This is a genomic window from Candidatus Deferrimicrobiaceae bacterium (assembly GCA_036504035.1).
GTDB lineage: Bacteria > Desulfobacterota > Deferrimicrobia > Deferrimicrobiales > Deferrimicrobiaceae > JANXPS01.
Window position 1 is genome coordinate 1 of sequence record DASXVV010000009.1, and the last position, 21,062, is coordinate 21,062.

Here is a 21,062-nt window from a genome sequence, read left to right on the forward strand (position 1 = left end):
GGCATCTTCACCGAGAATTCAATTTCGCTGAGCCACTGGTTGAGACAGCGCGGAAATCGTTACGCCATTCGTGCAGGTCGGAACTTACCCGACAAGGAATTTCGCTACCTTAGGACCGTTATAGTTACGGCCGCCGTTTACCGGGGCTTCGGTTTGAAGCTTCGGAGGGTTGCCCCCCCTGACATCGCCCCTTAACCTTCCGGCACCGGGCAGGCGTCAGGCCCTATACGTCGTCTTAACGACTTTGCAGAGCCCTGTGTTTTTAGTAAACAGTCGCCGCGGCCATTTCTCTGCGGCCTTCCGTGGCTGCGGGGGTAAACCCCATCACCACAAAAGGCGCCCCTTATCCCGAAGTTACGGGGCAAATTGGCCGAGTTCCTTAACGAGGAATCACTCGAGCGCCTTAGGATATTCTCCTTGCGTACCTGTGTCGGTTTACGGTACGGACACCACACCAACTCCCTACGAGGCTTTTCTCGGCAGCGTGGGATTAACGAGTTTATTGGGCTTGAAGCCCATCCCCATCACCTCTCGGAGTTAACGATATCCCGGATTTGCCTAGGATATCCCCCTACAGGCTTAGACCAGCACATCCGTCAGCTGGCTCGTCTACCCTTCTGCGTCCCCCCTTCGGTGGTAACGCGGGTATGGTGGTACAGGAATATTAACCTGTTTGCCATCGGCTACGCCTTTAGGCCTCGCCTTAGGATCCGACTAACCCTGGGCGGATTAACCTTCCCCAGGAAACCTTACGCTTACGGCGAGCAGGTTTTTCACCCGCTTTATCGCTACTCGTGTCAGCATAAGCACTTCCATTTCGTCCAGCAGTCCTTACGGTCTGCCTTCGACCTACGATGGAACGCTCCCCTACCGCGAATCGCTTGCGCGATCCACCCGCAGCTTCGGTAATGTGCTTGAGCCCCGTTGAATTTTCGGCGCGGGCCCACTCGACCAGTGAGCTGTTACGCTTTCTTTAAAGGGTGGCTGCTTCTAAGCCAACCTCCTGGCTGTCTTAGCGTTCCCACATCCTTTACCACTTAGCACATATTTTGGGACCTTAGCTGGCGATCTGGGTTGTTTCCCTCTCGACCACGGACCTTATCGCCCGTAGACTGACTCCCGGGATAGCAGTTAACGGTATTCGGAGTTTGATTGGGTTTGGTAGACTGGTAGGTCCCCTAGCCCATTCAGTGCTCTACCCCCGTTACTGAATGCCCCGAGGCTATACCTAAATATATTTCGGGGAGAACCAGCTATTTCCAGGTTTGATTAGCCTTTCACCCCTACCCACAGCTCATCCGAGCTGTTTTCAACCAACACCGGTTCGGACCTCCACAGGTTTTTACACCTGCTTCATCCTGGCCATGGGTAGATCACCTGGTTTCGGGTCTACCCCACGCGACTATTTCGCCCATTTCGGACTCGCTTTCGCTACGGCTCCACCTATCGGCTTAACCTTGCCACGTAAGGTAACTCGCTGACTCATTATGCAAAAGGCACGCGGTCACCCTGCTGACGGCAAGCCGCCAGCATAGGGCTACCACTGTTTGTAGGCACACGGTTTCAGGTTCTATTTCACTCCCCTCGCTGGGGTTCTTTTCACCTTTCCCTCACGGTACTAGTGCACTATCGGTCTTCAGGTAGTATTTAGCCTTGGAAGATGGTCCTCCCGGATTCCCGCGGGGTTTCTCGTGCCCCGCGGTACTTGGGAACCATTAAAGGAAGTCGCAATCCGTTTCGTCTACGGGCCTATCACCCTGTATTGGGCGGCTTTCCAGCCGCTTCGACTACGGATACGATTTGTAACTTCCCGGCGGATCCACAAATCCACCTATAACGGCCCCACAACCCCCGGCCTACAACGCTTGTGGGCTTGACATAAACCGGGTTTGGGCTGATCCCCGTTCGCTCGCCACTACTAGGGGAATCTCAATTGATGTCTCTTCCTGAGGGTACTTAGATGTTTCAGTTCCCCTCGTTCGCCTCCAACACCTATGTATTCAGTATTGGATACTGCGGGTTTACCGCAGTGGGTTTCCCCATTCGGAAATCCTCGGGTCAAAGCCTGTTAGGCGGCTCACCGAGGCTTATCGCAGCCTGCCACGTCCTTCATCGCCTCCTGAAGCCAGGGCATCCACCGTGCGCCCTTATTCGCTTGACCACTACTCAGCGCATGAAAGAAAAAACGAACGCATTCAGAATCGGTTTTCAAAGAACCGCCCCAATATTTCAGGGCTATATCAGGAAATCAGACAATCATTTTCGGCTTCGCAAAGTCGCGAAGGATGGTGGAGGTGAACGGGATTGAACCGATGACCTCCTGGTTGCAAACCAGGCGCTCTCCCAACTGAGCTACACCCCCGGTACACTATCATAGAACGATGCGATCCAATCTTACTTGCCAGACCGCCGTTGTTTGCGTGGTGGGCCTAGGTAGGCTTGAACTACCGACCTCACGCTTATCAGGCGTGCGCTCTAGCCAGCTGAGCTATAGGCCCGCTGAATCTTTCAAAACTGAACAGGGAAGGAATCGCGTTAAGAAATCTCCGTGCATACGCAGGCGGTCGAGACCAACCTGAATATGTACTCCTTAGAAAGGAGGTGATCCAGCCGCAGGTTCCCCTACGGCTACCTTGTTACGACTTCACCCCAATCACTGACCATACCTTAGACGCCTACATCCCTTGCGGGTTAGCCCGGCGGCTTCTGGTACAGCCAGCTTTCGTGGTGTGACGGGCGGTGTGTACAAGGCCCGGGAACGTATTCACCGCAGCCTGCTGATCTGCGATTACTAGCGATTCCGACTTCATGGAGTCGAGTTGCAGACTCCAATCCGAACTGGGGCCGGCTTTTTGGGATTCGCTCCCCCTCGCGGGATTGCAGCCCTTTGTACCGGCCATTGTAGCACGTGTGTAGCCCTGGACATAAAGGCCATGAGGACTTGACGTCATCCCCACCTTCCTCCGGTTTAACACCGGCAGTCTCTTTAGAGTGCCCAACTGAATGCTGGCAACTAAAGACAAGGGTTGCGCTCGTTGCGGGACTTAACCCAACATCTCACGACACGAGCTGACGACAGCCATGCAGCACCTGTCTCCTGGCTCTACCCGAAGGCAGCACCCTCCTGTTTCCAGGAGGTTCCAGGGATGTCAAGCCCAGGTAAGGTTCTTCGCGTTGCGTCGAATTAAACCACATGCTCCACCGCTTGTGCGGGCCCCCGTCAATTCCTTTGAGTTTTAACCTTGCGGCCGTACTCCCCAGGCGGGGCACTTAATGCGTTAGCTGCGGCACGGGAGGAGTGGATACCCCCCACACCTAGTGCCCATCGTTTACAGCGTGGACTACCAGGGTATCTAATCCTGTTTGCTCCCCACGCTTTCGCGTCTCAGCGTCAGTATCTGTCCAGAAGGCCGCTTTCGCCACCGGTGTTCCTCCCAATATCTACGAATTTCACCTCTACACTGGGAATTCCGCCTTCCTCTCCAGTACTCAAGCCAAGCAGTATCAGATGCACTTCCCCGGTTAAGCCGAGGGCTTTCACATCTGACTTGCAGGGCCGCCTACACGCGCTTTACGCCCAGTAATTCCGAACAACGCTTGCACCCCCCGTATTACCGCGGCTGCTGGCACGGGGTTAGCCGGTGCTTCTTCTTACGGTACCGTCAAGCCTCACGAGTTTCCCCGCAAGACGTTCGTCCCGTCCGAAAGGGCTTTACGACCCGAAGGCCTTCTTCACCCACGCGGCGTTGCTGCGTCAGGGTTTCCCCCATTGCGCAATATTCCTCACTGCTGCCTCCCGTAGGAGTCTGGACCGTGTTCCAGTTCCAGTGTGGCTGGTCATCCTCTCAGACCAGCTAACGATCGTAGCCTTGGTGAGCCATTACCTCACCAACTAGCTAATCGTACGCGGGCCCATCCTATTGCGACGGCATCGGCAAGCCGATGCAATCTTTGGCCTCAGAGCCCGAAGACTCCGTGGTCTCATGCGGTATTAGCCACCCTTTCGGATAGTTATCCCCCACATTAGGGTAGGTTACCCACGCGTTACTCACCCGTGCGCCACTCTACTCAGGGAGCAAGCCCCCCTTTCGCGTTCGACTTGCATGTGTTAAGCACGCCGCCAGCGTTCGTTCTGAGCCAGGATCAAACTCTCCACTTGATAACGATAAAACAATAATGAAGAGATTCCTTGTTACGCGATTCGCATTCCCTGTTCAGTTTTCAAAGATCCAACTGTTCGCCCCTCTTGCGGGCGGGCTATCTAATATACGAAAGACCGAATCCGTTGTCAACCAAAAACTTCGTTTCCCGATTTTTATTTTTGCTTGTTTCGGGGTTCGCCGTTTCGCGAAGAAAGGGAATGTTACCAAACCCGGAAACCATTTGCAAGCCTAAAAATCGCATTCGGGAAACATTTTTTAGAGAGCAGAAGTGCTATCGACCAAAGACCGACTATCTTATTTGAAACCTGTCTCTATTGCAAGCATAAAATTACTCGAACCCAAATTTTATTCAAAACGTAACGATCGCGAACTCCTTCTTCCCGATCTTCATGCGAATATCTCCTTTGTTGTCGAGGACTTGACCCGGGTCGACGATCTTTTCCCCGTTGACTTCGAGTCCTCCGCCCACGATCAGGCGTCTCGCAGCCGACTTCGTAGTGAACGTGGAAGACACCAGCGAAACCGCGGTTGCCATGTCGATCAGCCGGGGAAAGGAAGCCCCATCGACCCGTCTTGCGTCATCGGGGAACTCTTTCCTGGTGAACCGCCCCCGGAATCCTTCGATCGCGGCATCGGCCGCCGCCGGGCCGTGGAACCTGCAGACGATCTCACGCGCCAGAGCGACCTTCTTCTCCATTGGGTGGAGGGACCCGTCGGCCAGTCCGTTCTTGAGTGACTCGAACTCGTCGATCCCAATGTCCGACAGCAGCTCGTAATAGCGGACCATCAGCGCATCGGAGATGGACATGACCTTGCCGAAGATCTGGTCGGGCGGCTCGGTGATCCCTATATAGTTGCCGAGGCTCTTGCTCATCTTGTTGACGCCGTCCAGCCCCTCCAAAAGAGGCGTCATCATGACGACCTGGGGTTCGAGGCCATGCGCTCGCTGGAGATCCCTGCCGACCAGCAGGTTGAATTTCTGGTCGGTCCCGCCGAATTCGACGTCGGCCTCAAGCGCGACCGAATCGTATCCCTGAAGGAGGGGATACAGGAATTCGTGGATGGAGATCGGCTTCCCACCCTCGAACCTTTTCCGGAAATCGTCGCGTTCGAGCATACGGGCAACAGTCATTTGCGCCGTGAGCCGCACGACGTCGTCGATCTTCATCGGCGAGAGCCATTCGGAGTTGAACCGGACCTCGGTCTTTCGGGGATCCAGGATCTTGAAGATCTGTTCCTTATAGGTCTCGGCGTTGCGAAGGACGTCCTCGCGCGTCAGCGCCTTACGCGTTTCGGACTTGCCGGTGGGGTCGCCGATCATTCCCGTGAAATCGCCGATCAGGAAGATCACCTGATGTCCTGCGTCCTGGAAATGCTTCAGCTTCTGTATCAGGACGGTATGCCCAAGGTGAAGGTCGGGGGCAGTGGGATCGAAACCCGCCTTGATCCGTAGCGGTTTCCCCGTGCGGGAGGATTTTTCGAGCTTGCGCGCCAGCTCGGCGTCGTCGATGACTTCGACCGTGCCGCGCTTCAGGGCCTTGAGAAGATCTTCCATGCGTCCGCGCTCCTCATCTGCGTTTCGCTCATCGTAAACGATTCGATCCCGAGACATCTTCCGTCGACGGCGTCGATTTCAAGGAATACACCCGAGACTTCGGGCTCCCCTGCCGCGGTTTCGAACCGGGTGGGCAACTGGGTCAGGAAACGCCGGAGCACGATATCGGGGGATACGCCGATGACCGATTGGCCGGGCCCGCACATGCCCGCATCAGTGATATATGCCGTTCCCCGAGGAAGGAGCTGAGCATCGGCCGTTCGGACGTGCGTATGCGTCCCCAGGACCGCCGACACCCTTCCATCGAGATGGAATCCCATCGCCCGTTTTTCGGATGTCGCCTCGGCGTGGAAATCGACAATGATGGGACGCCCGACCTTGCCGATGGCCGGAAGCGATTCTTCGATCCAGCGGAAGGGACAGTCGTAAGTTCCCATGAAAACGCGTCCGATGAGGGAGACGACCGCGTACTCCCTCCCGCTGCGGCCTCTGTAAACCGCCCATCCGCGCCCATCAACCCCCGGAGGATAGTTGGCCGGGCGCAGGATCCGCTCATCATCGCGGACGAACGGGACGCCTTCCTTCTTGTCCCATATGTGGTTGCCCCCGGTCAGGACATCGATCCCCGCAGAAAACAGCTCCCGCAGAACGGAAGCCGTCACGCCATTTCCGGAGGCCGCGTTCTCGCCATTGGCAATGACGAGGTCGACATCGCGACGGGCTGGAAGCCTGGCCAGAAACTCACGGACGCCCTTGCGACCCGGCTCCCCGACTACATCTCCCAGAAATAGAACCCACACCTCCGTTATCCCCGGCTACTTCGCGTAATCGACGGCACGCGTCTCGCGAATGACGGTCACGCGGATCTGGCCGGGATATGACAGCTCGGACTCGACTTTGCGCGCGATGTCGCGTGCCAGCATCGTGGCCGCGTCGTCGGTGATCTTCTGATAGTCGACGATAATTCGAACCTCGCGGCCTGCCTGGATCGCGTAGGACTTTTCGACGCCGGGGAATGACTTGGCGATCCGTTCGAGGTCCTCGAGACGCTTGAGGTAGTTCGCCAGCATTTCGCGCCTGGCGCCGGGCCGGGCGCCGGAAAGTGCGTCGGCTGCCTGGACCAGAATCGGCATGATGTCGTTGGGAGACTCGTCCTCGTGGTGGGCGGCGATCGCGTGAACGATCCGGGGCGCCTCGCCGTACTTCTTTGCCAGGTCGGCACCGATCAGCGCATGCGGCCCCTCGACCTCGTGGTCGACCGCTTTGCCGATATCGTGGAGAAGGCCGGCGCGCTTGGCGATCTTTGGGTTGAGCCCGAGCTCTGAAGCGATCATCCCGCACAGGAACGCCACTTCCATCGAGTGGGTGTAGATGTTCTGCCCGTAGGAAGTGCGGTATTTCAGCTTCCCGATCAGCTTGACAAGCTCCGGGTGGATCCCGTGAAGGCCGAGATCGAAGAGTGCCTGCTCGCCGGACTCCCGAACCGTCTCCTCGACTTCCTTGGTGACTTTCTCGACCGTCTCCTCGATGCGGGCCGGATGAATCCGTCCGTCCTGGACGAGGCGCGACAGCGCAATCCGGGCGACTTCGCGCCGTACGGGATTGAACCCGGAGAGAATGACCGCTTCGGGCGTATCGTCGATGATGATATCGATGCCCGTGGCCGCCTCGAATGCCCGGATATTTCTCCCTTCCCGGCCGATGATGCGCCCCTTCATTTCTTCGGAGGGGAGAGGAACCGCCGTTACGACATGCTCGGCCACGTAATCGGCCGCATACCGCTGGACCGACATGGCGATTATCTTTCGGGCCTTCTGGAGGGCTTCTTCCTTGAACTCGTCGTCCATCACACGAATCTTCCGTCCAGCCTCAAGGCGCGCCTCGCTGGAAACCTGCTCGACGAGCTCGGCCTTCGCCTGCTCTGCGCTGATACCTGCGATCCGCTCGAGATTTTCGTTGGCCCGACCCATGGCTTCCTTGACATCGGCCTGCCCCTTTTCGAGGTCGCGGGTCTTTTCGGAGAGCTCCTGCTCCTTGCGCGTGTAATCGGCGGACCGGGTTTCGAGCGCTTCCGTCTTGCGGTCGAGCTGGTCTTCCTTTTGGAGGAGCCGTTTCTCGAGTTGCCCGATCTCGTTTTTCCGGTCGCGGGTCTCACGCTCGAAGTCGAGCTTCATCTGGAGCTGGTGATCCTTGGCCTGAAGCGCCGCTTCCTTGACGATGTTCTCGGCTTCCTTACGGGCGTTCTGCAGCAGCTCCTCTGCCTTGGAGGATTCGACTACCGCGTTATTCTCGTTGATCCGGTTCCTGGCTCTGAGCGACACGACCATGACACCCAGGATAATGGCGACCACGGCCAGCAAAACGATGGCAATAATACTGATATCGATATTCAATTGAGACCTCCTGGGTGGAGCATCTATTTGCAAGTGCGTGGAGAATTGGCCGAAAAAGACGTTCTGATCACGAGTTCTTCGGTCACCACGCCATCCATCAGAACATCCCACGGATCATGGGGAACTTCGGGAACGATCTGCCAGGAAAAAGCCAACCCGACAACTTCTTTCGAGACGGGCCTTGCAAGGAACCTGTCGTAATAACCGGCCCCTCGCCCAAGACGATTCCCGCTAGCGTCGAACGCCAGACCGGGAACCACGACCAGGTCGAAACCCTCGTCCTTGCAACGCCTTTCCGGTTTGCCATCGGGGGCGGGTATACCGAACCTGTCCCGGACCAACGCCCCCTCCCCTTCGACAAGAAAGAAAGACATCTCTCCGTCGGGAAGTATCCGGGGGTAATAGACCAAGCCGCCCTCGGCCCGGACGGATTCCGCGATCACGCGGGTCCCGACCTCGCCGGGCATCCCCGCGTAAAGGGCCACGGCCATTCCCGCCCTCGGCGGATAGACGGCAAGCAATCGCGCCTGTGCACGGAGGCTCCGCTCGGCCAGATCGAGATCGGAGATCGACTTCGGCCAGCTCGCGGCAATCTTCTTGCGAAGCAGCGCCTTACGCCCATTTTCGGGCATCGGAACCTTTCTTGTTGACCATCGTCGGGGGATACAACGGGAAGCGAAGCCATCTGAACAACGGCGAACCGCAGGACCCGGCGCAAGGCCGAACCATCGCGGAAAAAGAGCTATTCGAATTCAGAAAATACTATTCGCCTGATCGTCGTTAAAGACGGTTCCGTTGCCCGAATCTATATCTAACGGCCTGGAAGCCGTGAAAACCGGCCGGTCGGAGCAGCCCCTGCTCCAGTGCGGTTTCGGCGTTTGAGTTGAACCTGGTGTTGACCAGGTGGGCTCTCTGCGGGCGCTTTCAGGCTTCCCCTTCGAGGGGGCATGCACAAGGGCGCACGGAAGAGATCCCGTTCTTTGAGAGTTGGCTCAAACTCTCCCGCCGATCTCCGGCACAGCAGGGGCTCCCTGCCTGATCAAATCATGGATCGAGCGCTTGTTGCAATACATCGAGAAGGTTTTTTTCGGCCGCCTCATCCCGGCCCTTCCGGCTTTCGACCAATTTCTTCAACTCGAGAACTTCATCGGCCATGGTGATCGCCGCAAGAAGGATCACGTTGAGATAGTTGGTCGTGGAGCCGCCCTTCTGGATTTCTTGGACCCTTTCGTTGACCATCGCTCCCAACCGCTCCAGATGGTCCTGGGAACGGTCGGACATGATGGTCAGCGTGTAGCCGGCAATGCACAAATCGACCCGGTTCGACATATCACGCTGTTTCCATTATACAGCGTATGCTTTATATCTCAATGGTTTCGAGTCGTGAGAGCAACTTGTCGACCCGCCCCTTTACGTCGGTCTTCTCCTGGTTCAGCTCGGCGATCTTCCTAGCCAGCTCCTGGATCTCGCTGTTCTTCGCTTCGAGCTGGGCCGACAATGCCTCTTTTTCGGTTTTAAGCGACTTGACGAGCGTCGCGAGGTCTCCGATCCGTTTTTCGATCAGTTCGAATGCTTCATCGCTCACGATCATTTTCTTCTCCTTGCAGGACGTTTTCATCTGGTATGGATAGATGAGGATAACTCTTTTTGGGACTGCCGAACAGCCTCAACGCGCCCCACACTGCTAATCCAGCATCTGGAGGACATTGTATGCGATCGACTTCGCATGGGACGCGATGACCTTCCATGACGCCAGGATGTCAAGATGCGCGGCGCTGGTTTCCAGCGATTCCGGGGTGCCTTTTTGAAGCCGGAATATGTGCGCAAGCCGAAGCTCGCGCTCCTTGTTGCTGATCCGTTTTTTCTGCTCGATGACGTTTTGGGCAGCCTTGCGATCGCGCGTCACGAAAGCCGAGATCGCCTCCCGGAACATGGCGCCGACATCGCGCAGAAAGTCACTGAGCTCTTTCTCGCCGTCGGGCGAAAATCGTTGCTTGTTCTTTTCCATGCGACTGACATGTTCGGCGAGCGTCTTGTCGATGGAATCGGCGATGGTCTCGAGGTCGGAGACGATCGATATGTAGGCGACCGCCTGACGTGTCTGGTCGGGATCCAGAGCCCCCTCGCCGAGTTGGGAGAGGAATTTCTTGATCTCTCGCGACAGGAGTTCGATGTCGTTCCCGATGTGCCGGATTTTTTCGGAAAATTCCTCGCTCTGCCCATGAATCGCTTTGACCGACAGGTCTAGCATCTCCTGAACCATGTCGGCCATCCGCAAGATCTCCCGCGCGGCTTGCCCCAGCGCCGCTCCCGTGACCGGAAGGTGTTCCGTGTCGAGATAGACGGCCTGCCCCCGGGGAGCCGTTGCGCTCTCGTCGGGAAACCATCGGGTCAGCCATCTTGAAAGCATCGGCCCTAGCGGGAAATAAACCAGTGCGAGCATCAGGTTGAACAGGGTGTGGGCATTCGCGACAACGCGGGATGGATCGGAGGAGACCGATACCAGGATAAACTTGGCGACGGGAAAAAACGGGAGGAACAACAGGGCGCCGCTCGTCTTCATCAGCATATGCCCCCAGGCGATCCGCCTGCCTCCGGACGCCAGCCCGGATGCCGCCACGAATGCGATCGAAGCGGCGCCGACGTTAGCGCCGAGCACCAGCGGGAGGACAGCCGGGAGGCCTAGCATCCCCTTCTGGACAAAAGCGATGAGCAGGATCATGACGGCGGTTCCGCTCTGGAAGACGACGCTCAACCCGATTCCCCAGGCAAACGCAAGCAGCGGCGCCTCCGCCAGGTCCGACATCAGGAACCTGAGGCTTTCGATCTGCCCCATCCCCGATGCCGCCTCGGAGAGAAACCGGAGCGCGAGCAGGATGAACCCGAATCCGAGTACACCCTGCCCAACTGCCTTCAACTGCGCCTTGCTGGCGGTCAGGATAATCAGGACTCCGAGCGAGATGACGGGCAAGGCGAACTGGTAGATCCGGAACGACAAGAGTTGGATTGTGAGCGTCGACCCGAGGTCGGCGCCCAGGATGACTGCGAGTGATTGAACGAGCGGAAGGGTTGCAATCTCGGAAAACGACACCAGGAGGGTAACGACCGCGCCCGAACTCTGGAGCAGGACGGTTCCGGCCGCTCCTGCAGCGAATGACCCGATCCGACCGCTTGCCGGATCGGAAAGCGCGGTCCGAAGGTGTGACCCCAGGGCGAATTCGAATCCCTGGCCGGTTAGCCGAACGCCGTAGAGAAGGATGCAGATCGCCCCGAGGACCTGAAGAAACAGGGTATCGATCATTCAGTCTCCGGGTTGGCAGAGCGCTTCGGCAAACTTTCCTGCATCGAAGGGACGCAGATCCTCGATCGCTTCGCCGACGCCGATGAACCGGATCGGGATGCCGATCTCGCGGGTCACGGCCAGTACGACGCCGCCCTTGGCGGTTCCGTCGAGCTTGGTCAAGGCGATGCCGGTCACGCCGGTTGCTTCGCCGAAGATCTTCGCCTGGGCGATCGCGTTCTGCCCGCTCGTCGCATCGAGAACGAGAAGCACTTCTTGCGGCGCGCCGGAGATTTCCTTGCCGATCACCCGAACGACCTTCTTCATCTCGTCCATAAGGTTCGACTTCGTATGCAGCCGACCGGCGGTATCGATAATGACGACATCGATGCCCCGGGCACGCCCGGCACGCACGGCGTCGAATGCGACGGCGGAAGAATCGGCCCCTTCCTTGTGCTGGACGAAATCGACTTTCGCACGATCGGCCCAGATCTTGAGCTGCTCGATGGCCGCAGCCCGGAAAGTGTCGCCGGCGGCCACCAGAACCGAATGCCCCTCCCCCTTGAAAAAGGCCGCCACTTTTCCGATGGTGGTGGTCTTCCCCGCGCCGTTGACGCCGACAACCAGGATAACGTACGGACCCGGCTTTTCTATCCGGATCGGGACGGCACAAGGCGCCAGCGTATCCTCGACCATCTTGCGGAGGGCTTCCCGAAGCGCCCGGACGTCAGGCAACAACCCCTTTCGCCATTGGGCCCGCAGCGCCTCGGTGTATTCGGCGGCGATAGACGCCCCCGCATCGGACAGGATCAGCGCCTCCTCGAGCTCGGAAAGGACTTTTTCGTCGATCGGGCCGATGCCCCGCGCGATCGCCCCGACGTTCATCGAAAGCAGCTCTCGTGTCCGGGAGAGCCCCGCCTTCAGGCGTGAGAAGAACGAGCCGTTACTCATGACTCGAACTTGACGGAAACGACCTTCGAGATGCCGGGCTTCTCCATCGTGATCCCGTAGAGGAAATCGGCAAGCTCCATCGTGCGCTTGTCGTGGGTGATCATGAGGAACTGGTAGCTGGCCGACATCTCCCGAATCAGCGCGTTGAACCGATCGACATTGGCCGGATCGAGCGCGGCATCCGCCTCGTCGAGCAGGCAGAAAGGCGAAGGCTTCACGAGGAAGATCGCGAAGATGAGCGCCGCTCCGGCGAGGCTCTTCTCACCACCGGAAAGCGAGCCCAGCGGAAGAAGCGTCTTGCCCGGAAGCTGCGCGACAAGCTCGACTCCGGATTCGAGCAAGTTTTCCTCGTCGAGCAGCTTGAGGAATGCCCGCCCGTTCCCGAGGAACAGTTTGGGGAAGACGGTCTTGAGCGTCTCGTTGATCTTTTCGAAAGTTTCGAGAAAACGCTCCCGGGTCGTGCGATTGATCCGCTGGATAGCCTTGGCGAGGTCGTCGAGCGATTTCTCGAGGTCTTCCTTTTGCGACTGGAGGAACGTGTAGCGCTCGCTGAGTTCCTTGTGCTCTTCGAGAGAGCCGAGGTTCACGTCGCCGATCGCCGCCATTCGGGCGCGAAGGTCGGCGGCACGCCCTTCCTTCTCGCCGAAGATCGTCTCTTCGGCCTCCGGGTCGGTTGCGGTAGCGGGCGGGGGCAAATCGGCAGGATGGACTTCGTAACGCTGATAAAACAGCTCGTCTAGCGTGGACAGATCGCTCTCGATTTTTTGCGCCGCGATGCGCAGATCGGTGATCGCGGACTGACAATCGGCCTCACGCCTGCGGGTTTCCCTGTTTGACTGCTCGAGCAGTTCGACGCGGCCGGTGATTTCGGCCAGCACAGTCTGGTGCCGTTCGATCGCGTTTTGGCGTTCATCAAGTTCGACCATTGCGTTATCGATCGTCATCCGATCGGATTCGGCCTCGGAAATGAGAAGGGCAACCCGATCGGCATGCGTGGATTCGCGACGTCGACGATCGGCAATGGTTGTCTGCTTCGAAGCCAGGGAATCACGGAGTGTCGAAAGAATGCCGCGGATAGCGCGCTCCTGCTGCTCGAGAGCGGCCCATTCCTTATCGGCCGAATGGAAGGCGACCTGCGTCTCGTCCATCGTCATCCGGCGCATCTCGAGCTCTTTCGCAAGCTCCGCGACACGTGATTCCTCTTCTCCCTTGGCCTGTTCCGACTCGCGGGCCGCCTGGTAAAGCTGCTCAAGATCCTCGCGCATGCGCGACAGTTCGCCTTGCAGGTAAGCCGATTCCTGCCCGAGAGATTCGGCCTTTCCGACCGCGGCCTTTAGCGCTTCGGCCAGGACCGCCAGCTTCTGCTCGGCCGCTGAGACTTCGGCCTTTCGGGATTCACGGTTGCGAAAGCATTCCTCCTGGAGTATCTCGAGATCGGCGCGACGCTTCCTGGAAGCTTCCTCGTCGGCAGCCAATCGGGTGACATCGGCCGAAAGCGCAGCAATCTCCGTCTCGAGGTCGCGGATCTCGCGCTTCCGTGCCAGAACCCCCGTTTCGACCGATCCGGTCGAGCCCCCCACAACCGTGCCGTCGGCTTCGACCACGTCGCCGTCGAGCGTAACGAACGAGTGCCATCCTCCGGACTGCTTCCAGAGGGACAAGGCGCGATCGAGGTCACGAACGATCAGGGTGTCGCCTACCAGCGCGCGAACAAGTCCGCTGCAATGCTCGGGCGCCCGTACGACATCGGACATGGCGGCGACGATTCCGTCGCCTGCCCCTTCGAATTTGCCTGAATTCCGTGTTCGAAGCCCGACAGGAACGAAAGCGCTGCGCCCTTCGGCGGAAGATTTCAGGTAGTCGAGAGCCGAAAGCGCCGCCTCGTGTCCGTCGACCACGATGGATTGCATCCGGCCGCCAAGGAATGCCTCGACGGCTTTTTCATAGACGGGCTCCGTGTCGATCAGCTCTCCGATGACGCCCTGGATGCCGCCTTCCGTCGCCCCGGAATCGGTCGACGACGAGAAATGGCCCAGCACGGCGCGCACTCCGGATGATGCCCAGTCGCGACGCCCATGCAGCTCTTCCAGCGCCTCCAGCCGCGAAGAAGAGGCCTGCAGGCGGCGATCGGCCTCGCGCCTGGAAACCACAACGCCTTCAAGCACAGAGATCTCTTCGGACAGGCGCCTTCCGGCATCCTCCCATGAGTCCTCGGCCACCTCGAGCGCCTCGCGGGAACGCGAAGCGGCCTCGGTTGCCGCCAGGTGATCCTGTGTGGCAGCCTCGGAGATGAGTGCCGCTTCCCGGGCACGGTCCTCGATCCGTCGAAGGGCGTCGTCATTTTGCGCGATTCGATCACCGAGCGATTCGGCCCCGGATTGGGCGCTGGAGAAGTTGGAGATCCGGACCACGAGATCGGATCGGGAACGTTCGTATTGCCCGCTAGTCGATTGGTAGGCGGACCGGGCATCCTCGGCCGCCCCCGAAAGCTCGTCGCGACGCTCGCGGCATTCGAGCAATCCGGCGCCCAGTCGCCGGGCATCGGCTTCGGCTTCGGAAAGCCTGACCTGCATCTCGGCGATTTCGGACTCGAGGATACGGATCTCTTCGGCTGTATCGGCGATCTGCTGCTTCAGAAGTGCCGCTTCCCGGCCTTTTCCCGTCCACTCTGCTTCCTTCCGGGCGATGTCTTCCTTGAGCCCGGCATAAGATTCCTGGAGGGTCCGCATGACGGTTTCGGCTTCGGATTGGCGAATCCGCTCGGTTTCGCGCTCGGTCTCATGCGAGGCCAAGCCGGATCGCATCATGTCGAGCGACTGCTCGGCCTTGGCGAGTTCGTTCGAGATTCGATCGAGATCGACCACAAAGCCATGTCGGCGGCGTGAGGCTATCTCGGCGTCGAGTACGCGCAACTCGTCCTTGAGAACCTTGAACTTTTCGGCCTTCTTGACCTGCCGTTCGAGGCTTCCCAATTGTCGGCGCACTTCGTCGGTCACGTCGCGAACCCGGGAAAGATTCTGGCGCGTGCTTTCCATCTTCCGCTCGGCTTCCCGCTTGCGAATCCGGAATTTGGCGACGCCGGCCGCCTCTTCGATGATCATCCGCTTCTCTTCGGGCCGGCCCTCGACGATGGAGGTGATCTTCCCTTGCTCGATGATCGCATAGCCGCGCGCTCCCGAACCCGTATCGAGGAACAGTTCGGTGATGTCCTTGAGGCGGCATGGGACCTTGTTGATGAAAAATTCGCTGTCACCATCACGGAAGGTCCGGCGGGTGACCTCGATCTCGGAATAGGACTCGTACCCGGGGGGCGCGAGACCGTCGTCGTTGGCGAAGGTCAGCGTCACCTCGGCCATGCCCAGGGGGCCCGCTGCTTCCGAGCCCTTGAAGATGACGTCCTGGAGGACCTTGCTGCGCAGGTGCGAGGCGGCGTGCTCGCCAAGGACCCACCGGATGGCGTCGACGATGTTCGATTTGCCGCACCCGTTGGGCCCGACGATGGCCGTGATGCCGTCGGAAAACGTGAAAGCGGTCTTTTCGTAGAAAGACTTGAACCCGAGAACTTCTAATTTTCGTAGTTTCATCGCAGAAGGACGGAGACTCCAAAGGAATTATGGGCACATCAACATAGTGTAGGTGTTTTTCGCAACATCCCAATATATGGTGCCGGGATGGGCAAGTAAAGACAAAAAAGGGCGGCCCCGAATCGGGGCCGCCCTTTCATTGCAAGAGGGAACCCGGTTACTTTTTGCTGCCCTTGGCAGGCTTGGCCTTGGCTTTGGCCGCAGGCGCCTTTGTCTTGGCAGCGGGCGCTTTGGCTTTGGCCGCAGGCGGTTTTGCCTTGGCCGCTTCCCTTTCGTGCAAAACGGCTTGGGCGGCAGCAAGACGCGCGATGGGGACCCGGTACGGAGAGCACGAAACGTAATCGAGTCCCTCCCGGTGGCAGAACTCGACGGACTTGGGATCGCCGCCGTGCTCACCGCAGATGCCGATCTTCATCTTGGGCCGTGTTGCACGTCCCTTTTCGACGCCCATCTTGATGAGCGCCCCGACACCGGTCTGGTCGAGCGTCGCGAAGACGTCGTTCTCGAGGATGTTCTCTGGACGACGGTCATAAATGATCTTGCAGGTCGCGCAAGAAAGGTCTTTTTCGAGCTTGTTCCCGCACTGGGGGCACATTTCGGAGCGGAACATGTAGTTCTGGATGAACTTGCCGGAATCGTCCCGCGAGAAGCCGAAGGTCGTCTGCGTCAGGTCGTTGGTGCCGAAAGAGAAAAACTCGGCCTCCTTGGCGATCTCGTCGGCGGTTACAGCTGCCCGGGGAAGCTCGATCATCGTGCCCACGGTGAACGGGAAGGATCGCTTGTACCGCTTCATTGTCTCTTCGGCGACCTGAACGACGATCTCCTTCTGGGCTTTCATCTCGGCAGCCATGCTGACCAGCGGAATCATCACCTCGGGGTGGACCGTGATCTTTTCTTTGGCCACCTCGCACGCCGCCTCGAAGATCGCTCGCGCCTGCATCCGGGTTATCTCGGGATAATAAATGCCGAGCCGGCAGCCGCGAAGGCCGAGCATCGGGTTGAATTCGTGGAGCTCTTCGACCCGCTCGAGAAGACGTTTCCGCTCGTTGATGAGCGACCGGTCGCCGTGGGTCAGCTTGAGCGTGTTGACCTCCAGCATGAGCTCCTCGCGCTTGGGCAGGAACTCGTGCAGAGGCGGGTCGAGCAGGCGGATGGTCACGGGGTATCCCTTCATGACCCGGTAAAGCCCCTTGAAATCCTCCCGTTGCATGGGCAGGAGCTTGGCCAGTGCGGCCTCCCGCGCATCCTTGGTGCGGGCGAGGATCATCTCCTGCATGATCGAGATGCGATCCTCGGCGAAGAACATGTGCTCGGTCCGGCACAATCCGATGCCCTCGGCGCCGAATTCGCGGGCGACCTTGGCATCGCGGGGCGTATCGGCATTGGCGCGGATCTTGAGTCGGCGGATCCCGTCGGCCCAGGACATGAGTGTCCCGAAGGCTCCCGTCATCTTGGGGGAGATCAACGGCACCTGCCCCATGATGACTTCACCCGTGCTTCCGTTGAGCGTGATGAAATCGCCTTCCTGGACGATCTTCCCGTTGACGGTGAACCGGCACCCGGCTTCGTCGACTTCGATGGTCTCGCAGCCGGCGACGCAGGTCTTGCCCATCTGTCGCGCAACGACGGCCGCGTGGGAGGTCATCCCGCCGCGGGCGGTCAATATCCCCCTCGAGACGTCCATCCCGTGGATGTCGTCGGGGCAGGTTTCCTTCCGGACCAGGATAACGGCCTTGCCTTCGGCCGCGAGTTCGACGGCCCGATCGGCGGTGAACACGGCTGCACCGGTGGCGGCGCCGGGAGACGCGGGAAGCCCCTTGGCGATCACGGCGACTTTGGCCGCCGGGTCGATGACCGGGTGCAGCAGCTGGTCGATCTGCTGCGGCTCGAGGCGCATGAGCGCCTCCTCCTTGGTGATCAGCTTTTCATTGACCATGTCGGTCGCGATCTTGACGGCGGCCGTGGCGGTGCGCTTGCCGTTGCGCGTCTGGAGCATGTAGAGCTTGTTGCCCTCGACGGTGAACTCGAAGTCCTGCACGTCCTTGTAATGCTTCTCGAGCCGCGTGGTGATCCTCACGAGCTGCTCGAAAACCTTCGGCAGGTCCTTTTTCATATCGCCGATGACCTTGGGCGTGCGGATGCCCGCGACGACATCCTCGCCCTGGGCATTGACAAGGTATTCCCCGTAGAATTCCTTGACGCCTGTGGAAGGGTTCCGGGTGAAGCCGACGCCGGTTGCGCAGTCGTTGCCCATGTTGCCGAAAACCATCGCCTGGACGTTGACGGCGGTGCCGATATCGTCGGGGATGCTGTTGGCCTTGCGATAATACTTGGCGCGATCGTTGTTCCAGGAGCGGAACACCGCGTCGCGGGCAAGCTCGAGCTGAACCTCGGGATCCTGCGGGAACTCTTTCTTGAGCCGGGTCTTGACGAGCGCCTTGAACGACTTGCAGATATCCTTGAGGTCGTCCGCAGACAGGTCGACGTCGAAAGCGGCAGCGCTCTCACGCTTCTTTTCGTCGAAAATCTCGTCGAAGGCTTCCTTGGGGATCTCGAGCACGACGTTCGAGAACATCGTGATGAACCGGCGATAAGCGTCGTAGGCAAATCGTTCGTTCTTTGTCTTGTCGGCCAACCCGACCACGCTCTTGTCGTTAAGGCCGAGGTTGAGGATCGTGTCCATCATGCCGGGCATGGAGAACTTGGCTCCCGAACGGACGCTGACGAGAAGCGGATTCTTGGGATCGCCAAGCTTCTTGCCGATCTGTTTCTCGAGACGGGCCAGGTGGGTGGCGACTTCCTTCTTCAGGTCCGGCGGAAGCTTTCCGCGGTTTTTGTAGAAAAGGGTACATGCTTCTGTGCCGATCGTGAATCCGGGCGGAACGGGAATGTCAAGGTTGGTCATCTCGGCAAGACCGGCTCCCTTGCCGCCGAGTAGGTCCTTCATTCCGCCGTTTCCTTCGGCCTTGCCGCCGCCGAAGAAATAGACGCGTTTGTTCGCCATCCGTTTTTCCTCCGATTAGGAAGTGGTGTTCGCGATTAACCTGCCTTGTTCGATGCGACTTTCGAGAAATCGGCCACCGAGGAAAAAAGGCCGGACATATTCTTTAGCAATGCCAACCGGTTGTTCTTGACCTGGTCTTCTTTCGCCATCACGAGCACTTTCTCGAAAAAGGCAGCCACGACCGATTGAAGCGAGGCCATCTGCCCGAGCGCGTCACCGTAGCGGCCTTCGGCGGCAGCTTCCCGAACACGGGAGGACACCGATTCGACGGCGGAAAAAAGAACGCGCTCTTCCTCATGCTCGAACAGATCCGGCGACACGGGGGTGGACCCTTCGAAATTCTTTGTGATGTTTATCGCCCGCTTGAACACTTCGGCGAGCGGTTCGAATGCCGGGTCTGCCCGGAAAACGACCAGCGCGTCGAGCTTGGCCTTCAAGTCGACGACGTCGGTCAGTCCGGCGGCCAGGACCGCCTCGGCCAGGTCGGCGGGAACGCCTTTGGCAGTCCACAGGTTGAAGAGACGGCCCGAGAAGAACTCGAGAACTTTCTGACGGACTTCGGAAGCGGGACTCTTGAGCTTTCCAGAGAGGGCTTCGAGCGACCGGTCGACAAGGCCCGCCAGCGGGATGCGCAGATCCCGCGATTCGAGAATCGCAAGCGCGCCGAGCGTCTGCCTCCGAAGTGCGTAAGGATCGGCTGTGCCGGTCGGGATAAGACCGACCCCGAAACAGCCGCAGATCATGTCAATCTTGTCGGAAAGCGCCACGACAGCACCGATCTCGGTCGAGGGCAGCTCGTCGGCCTGCCCTTTGGGAAGATAATGTTCCTGGATGGAGAGCGCAATCTCGACGGTCTCGCCGGAGCGGGAGGCGTAATGGCTTCCCATGATCCCCTGGAGCTCGGGAAACTCCTTCACCACGCCGGTGGTCAGGTCGGCTTTCGAAAGGATGGCGGCACGTCGGCAATCGGCATCCTTGCCCGGACACGCCCAGGATGCGACGTAACCGGCGACGTCGGCCATACGCTCGACCTTTTCCCAATAGGTCCCCATGTCTTTCTGGAAGAGGACCGACTTGAGCGCCTGCGCCCGATCGAAGAGCGGGATCTTGAGGTCGTCGGAGTAGTAGAACTCGGCGTCGGATAGGCGAGCCCGCAGGACCCGGGCGTTGCCGGCCACGACGACATCCGGATCAATGACCTTGGTATTGGATACGAATGCAAATCCGGGGAACAGCTTCCCGGAGGCATCTTCGAAAACGAAATATTTCTGGTTGTTGCGCATCGTGGTCACGAGAATCTCACGGGGCAGCGAGAGGTATTTCTGTTCGAACCGCCCCATCATCACAACCGGGAACTCGACAATGTTGCCGACGGTCTCAAGAAGCGGTTCGTCAACGACCCACCGGATTCCGACCTGCTTTTCGATTTCGAGCAATCCCTCCCGGATCAGACGCTTGCGGTCCTCGAGCTCGACCAGGACCGACGCGGCCTCGAGCGACGAGACATAATCGGCCGGTGAATGGAGAAGTATCGGGCCGCTTGAAAGGAAGCGATGGCCAAAGCTGGCGTTCCCGGCAACGACGTTCCCGAAACCGAAGGGAATCGTCTCTTCTCCGTAAAGGGAAACGATCCACTGGACCGGGCGAACGAAACGGACATCGAGGTCGGCCCACCGCATCGATTTCCGGAATGGGATCGACGGGATGAACTCGGCCACGACTTTCGGGAGGATCTCGACGGTTGGATGCGCCGCCTCGCTCTTGACGATGCCCAGGTATTCGCCACGCTCCGTCGGGAAGAGCCGAAGCGTTTCGATATCGACCCCCTGCGAACGGGCGAATCCGGCTGCGGCCTTGCTTGGTTTCCCGTCGGCATCGAATGCAACGCTCTTGGGTGGGCCGAGAACGGTTTCCTCGGAGGAATCCTGCGATTCCTTGAGGCTGCGCACGAGGAAGGCCAGTCGACGCGGTGTGCCGTAGATTTCGATTTTGTCGAAGGAAAGACGAGCCTTCCGCAAGGCTTCCGCCAGCAGCTGGGACCCGTTCCGGAGCGCCGGACCGACGAATCCCGCCGGAATTTCTTCACAACCGATCTCGAGCAGATAATCGCGTTCCATGAACCCTCTTTTTGT

At 59.1% G+C, this 21,062-nt stretch carries 11 protein-coding genes, 2 tRNA genes, 2 rRNA genes and 1 other RNA gene; all 16 read right to left on the reverse strand.

Annotated features, from left to right (window positions below; all coding sequences use genetic code 11):
* A 23S ribosomal RNA gene (locus VGK27_05835) occupies positions 1-2,161 on the reverse strand; the annotation flags it as partial.
* A gap of 125 nt (positions 2,162-2,286) precedes the next feature.
* Positions 2,287-2,362 (reverse strand) — tRNA-Ala (locus VGK27_05840).
* Between the two features lie 59 nt (positions 2,363-2,421).
* Positions 2,422-2,498: transfer RNA gene (locus VGK27_05845), tRNA-Ile, on the reverse strand.
* Between the two features lie 96 nt (positions 2,499-2,594).
* Positions 2,595-4,159: ribosomal RNA gene (locus tag VGK27_05850) — 16S ribosomal RNA — on the reverse strand.
* 353 nt (positions 4,160-4,512) lie between these two features.
* Entirely contained in the window at positions 4,513-5,718 is a 1,206-nt protein-coding gene (gene tyrS / locus VGK27_05855) for a tyrosine--tRNA ligase (GenBank protein ID HEY3489627.1), read from the reverse strand.
* A complete protein-coding gene (locus VGK27_05860; protein HEY3489628.1) occupies positions 5,694-6,518 on the reverse strand; it encodes a TIGR00282 family metallophosphoesterase in 825 nt (274 codons plus the stop codon). Before VGK27_05860 ends, tyrS begins: the two co-directional genes overlap by 25 nt.
* 15 nt (positions 6,519-6,533) lie before the next feature.
* Positions 6,534-8,111 (reverse strand): ribonuclease Y, encoded by a 1,578-nt coding sequence (gene rny / locus VGK27_05865; protein ID HEY3489629.1) that lies wholly within the window; start codon positions 8,109-8,111, stop codon positions 6,534-6,536.
* A 23-nt stretch (positions 8,112-8,134) separates the two neighbouring features.
* The gene (locus VGK27_05870; protein HEY3489630.1) at positions 8,135-8,743 is read right to left on the reverse strand and encodes a 5-formyltetrahydrofolate cyclo-ligase; all 609 of its coding nucleotides are present in this window, start codon (positions 8,741-8,743) and stop codon (positions 8,135-8,137) included.
* Between the two features lie 216 nt (positions 8,744-8,959).
* Positions 8,960-9,141: non-coding RNA, 6S RNA (gene ssrS, locus VGK27_05875), on the reverse strand.
* Between the two features lie 14 nt (positions 9,142-9,155).
* Positions 9,156-9,440 carry a cell division protein ZapA gene (locus tag VGK27_05880; protein HEY3489631.1) on the reverse strand — a complete coding sequence of 95 codons (285 nt, stop codon included), beginning with the start codon at positions 9,438-9,440 and terminating at the stop codon, positions 9,156-9,158.
* A 31-nt stretch (positions 9,441-9,471) separates the two neighbouring features.
* Positions 9,472-9,696 (reverse strand): cell division protein ZapB, encoded by a 225-nt coding sequence (zapB, locus tag VGK27_05885; GenBank protein ID HEY3489632.1) that lies wholly within the window; start codon positions 9,694-9,696, stop codon positions 9,472-9,474.
* A gap of 99 nt (positions 9,697-9,795) precedes the next feature.
* The gene (locus tag VGK27_05890; GenBank protein HEY3489633.1) at positions 9,796-11,412 is read right to left on the reverse strand and encodes a Na/Pi cotransporter family protein; all 1,617 of its coding nucleotides are present in this window, start codon (positions 11,410-11,412) and stop codon (positions 9,796-9,798) included.
* Positions 11,413-12,342 carry a signal recognition particle-docking protein FtsY gene (ftsY, locus tag VGK27_05895; protein HEY3489634.1) on the reverse strand — a complete coding sequence of 310 codons (930 nt, stop codon included), beginning with the start codon at positions 12,340-12,342 and terminating at the stop codon, positions 11,413-11,415.
* The gene (smc, locus tag VGK27_05900; protein HEY3489635.1) at positions 12,339-15,926 is read right to left on the reverse strand and encodes a chromosome segregation protein SMC; all 3,588 of its coding nucleotides are present in this window, start codon (positions 15,924-15,926) and stop codon (positions 12,339-12,341) included. Before smc ends, ftsY begins: the two co-directional genes overlap by 4 nt.
* A gap of 157 nt (positions 15,927-16,083) precedes the next feature.
* The gene (gene ppdK, locus VGK27_05905) at positions 16,084-18,930 is read right to left on the reverse strand and encodes a pyruvate, phosphate dikinase (protein ID HEY3489636.1); all 2,847 of its coding nucleotides are present in this window, start codon (positions 18,928-18,930) and stop codon (positions 16,084-16,086) included.
* Positions 18,931-18,965: 35 nt separating this feature from the next.
* Positions 18,966-21,047, reverse strand: coding sequence for a glycine--tRNA ligase subunit beta (gene glyS / locus VGK27_05910; protein HEY3489637.1), 2,082 nt, complete (start codon positions 21,045-21,047; stop codon positions 18,966-18,968).
* Between the last annotated feature and the right edge of the window lie 15 nt (positions 21,048-21,062).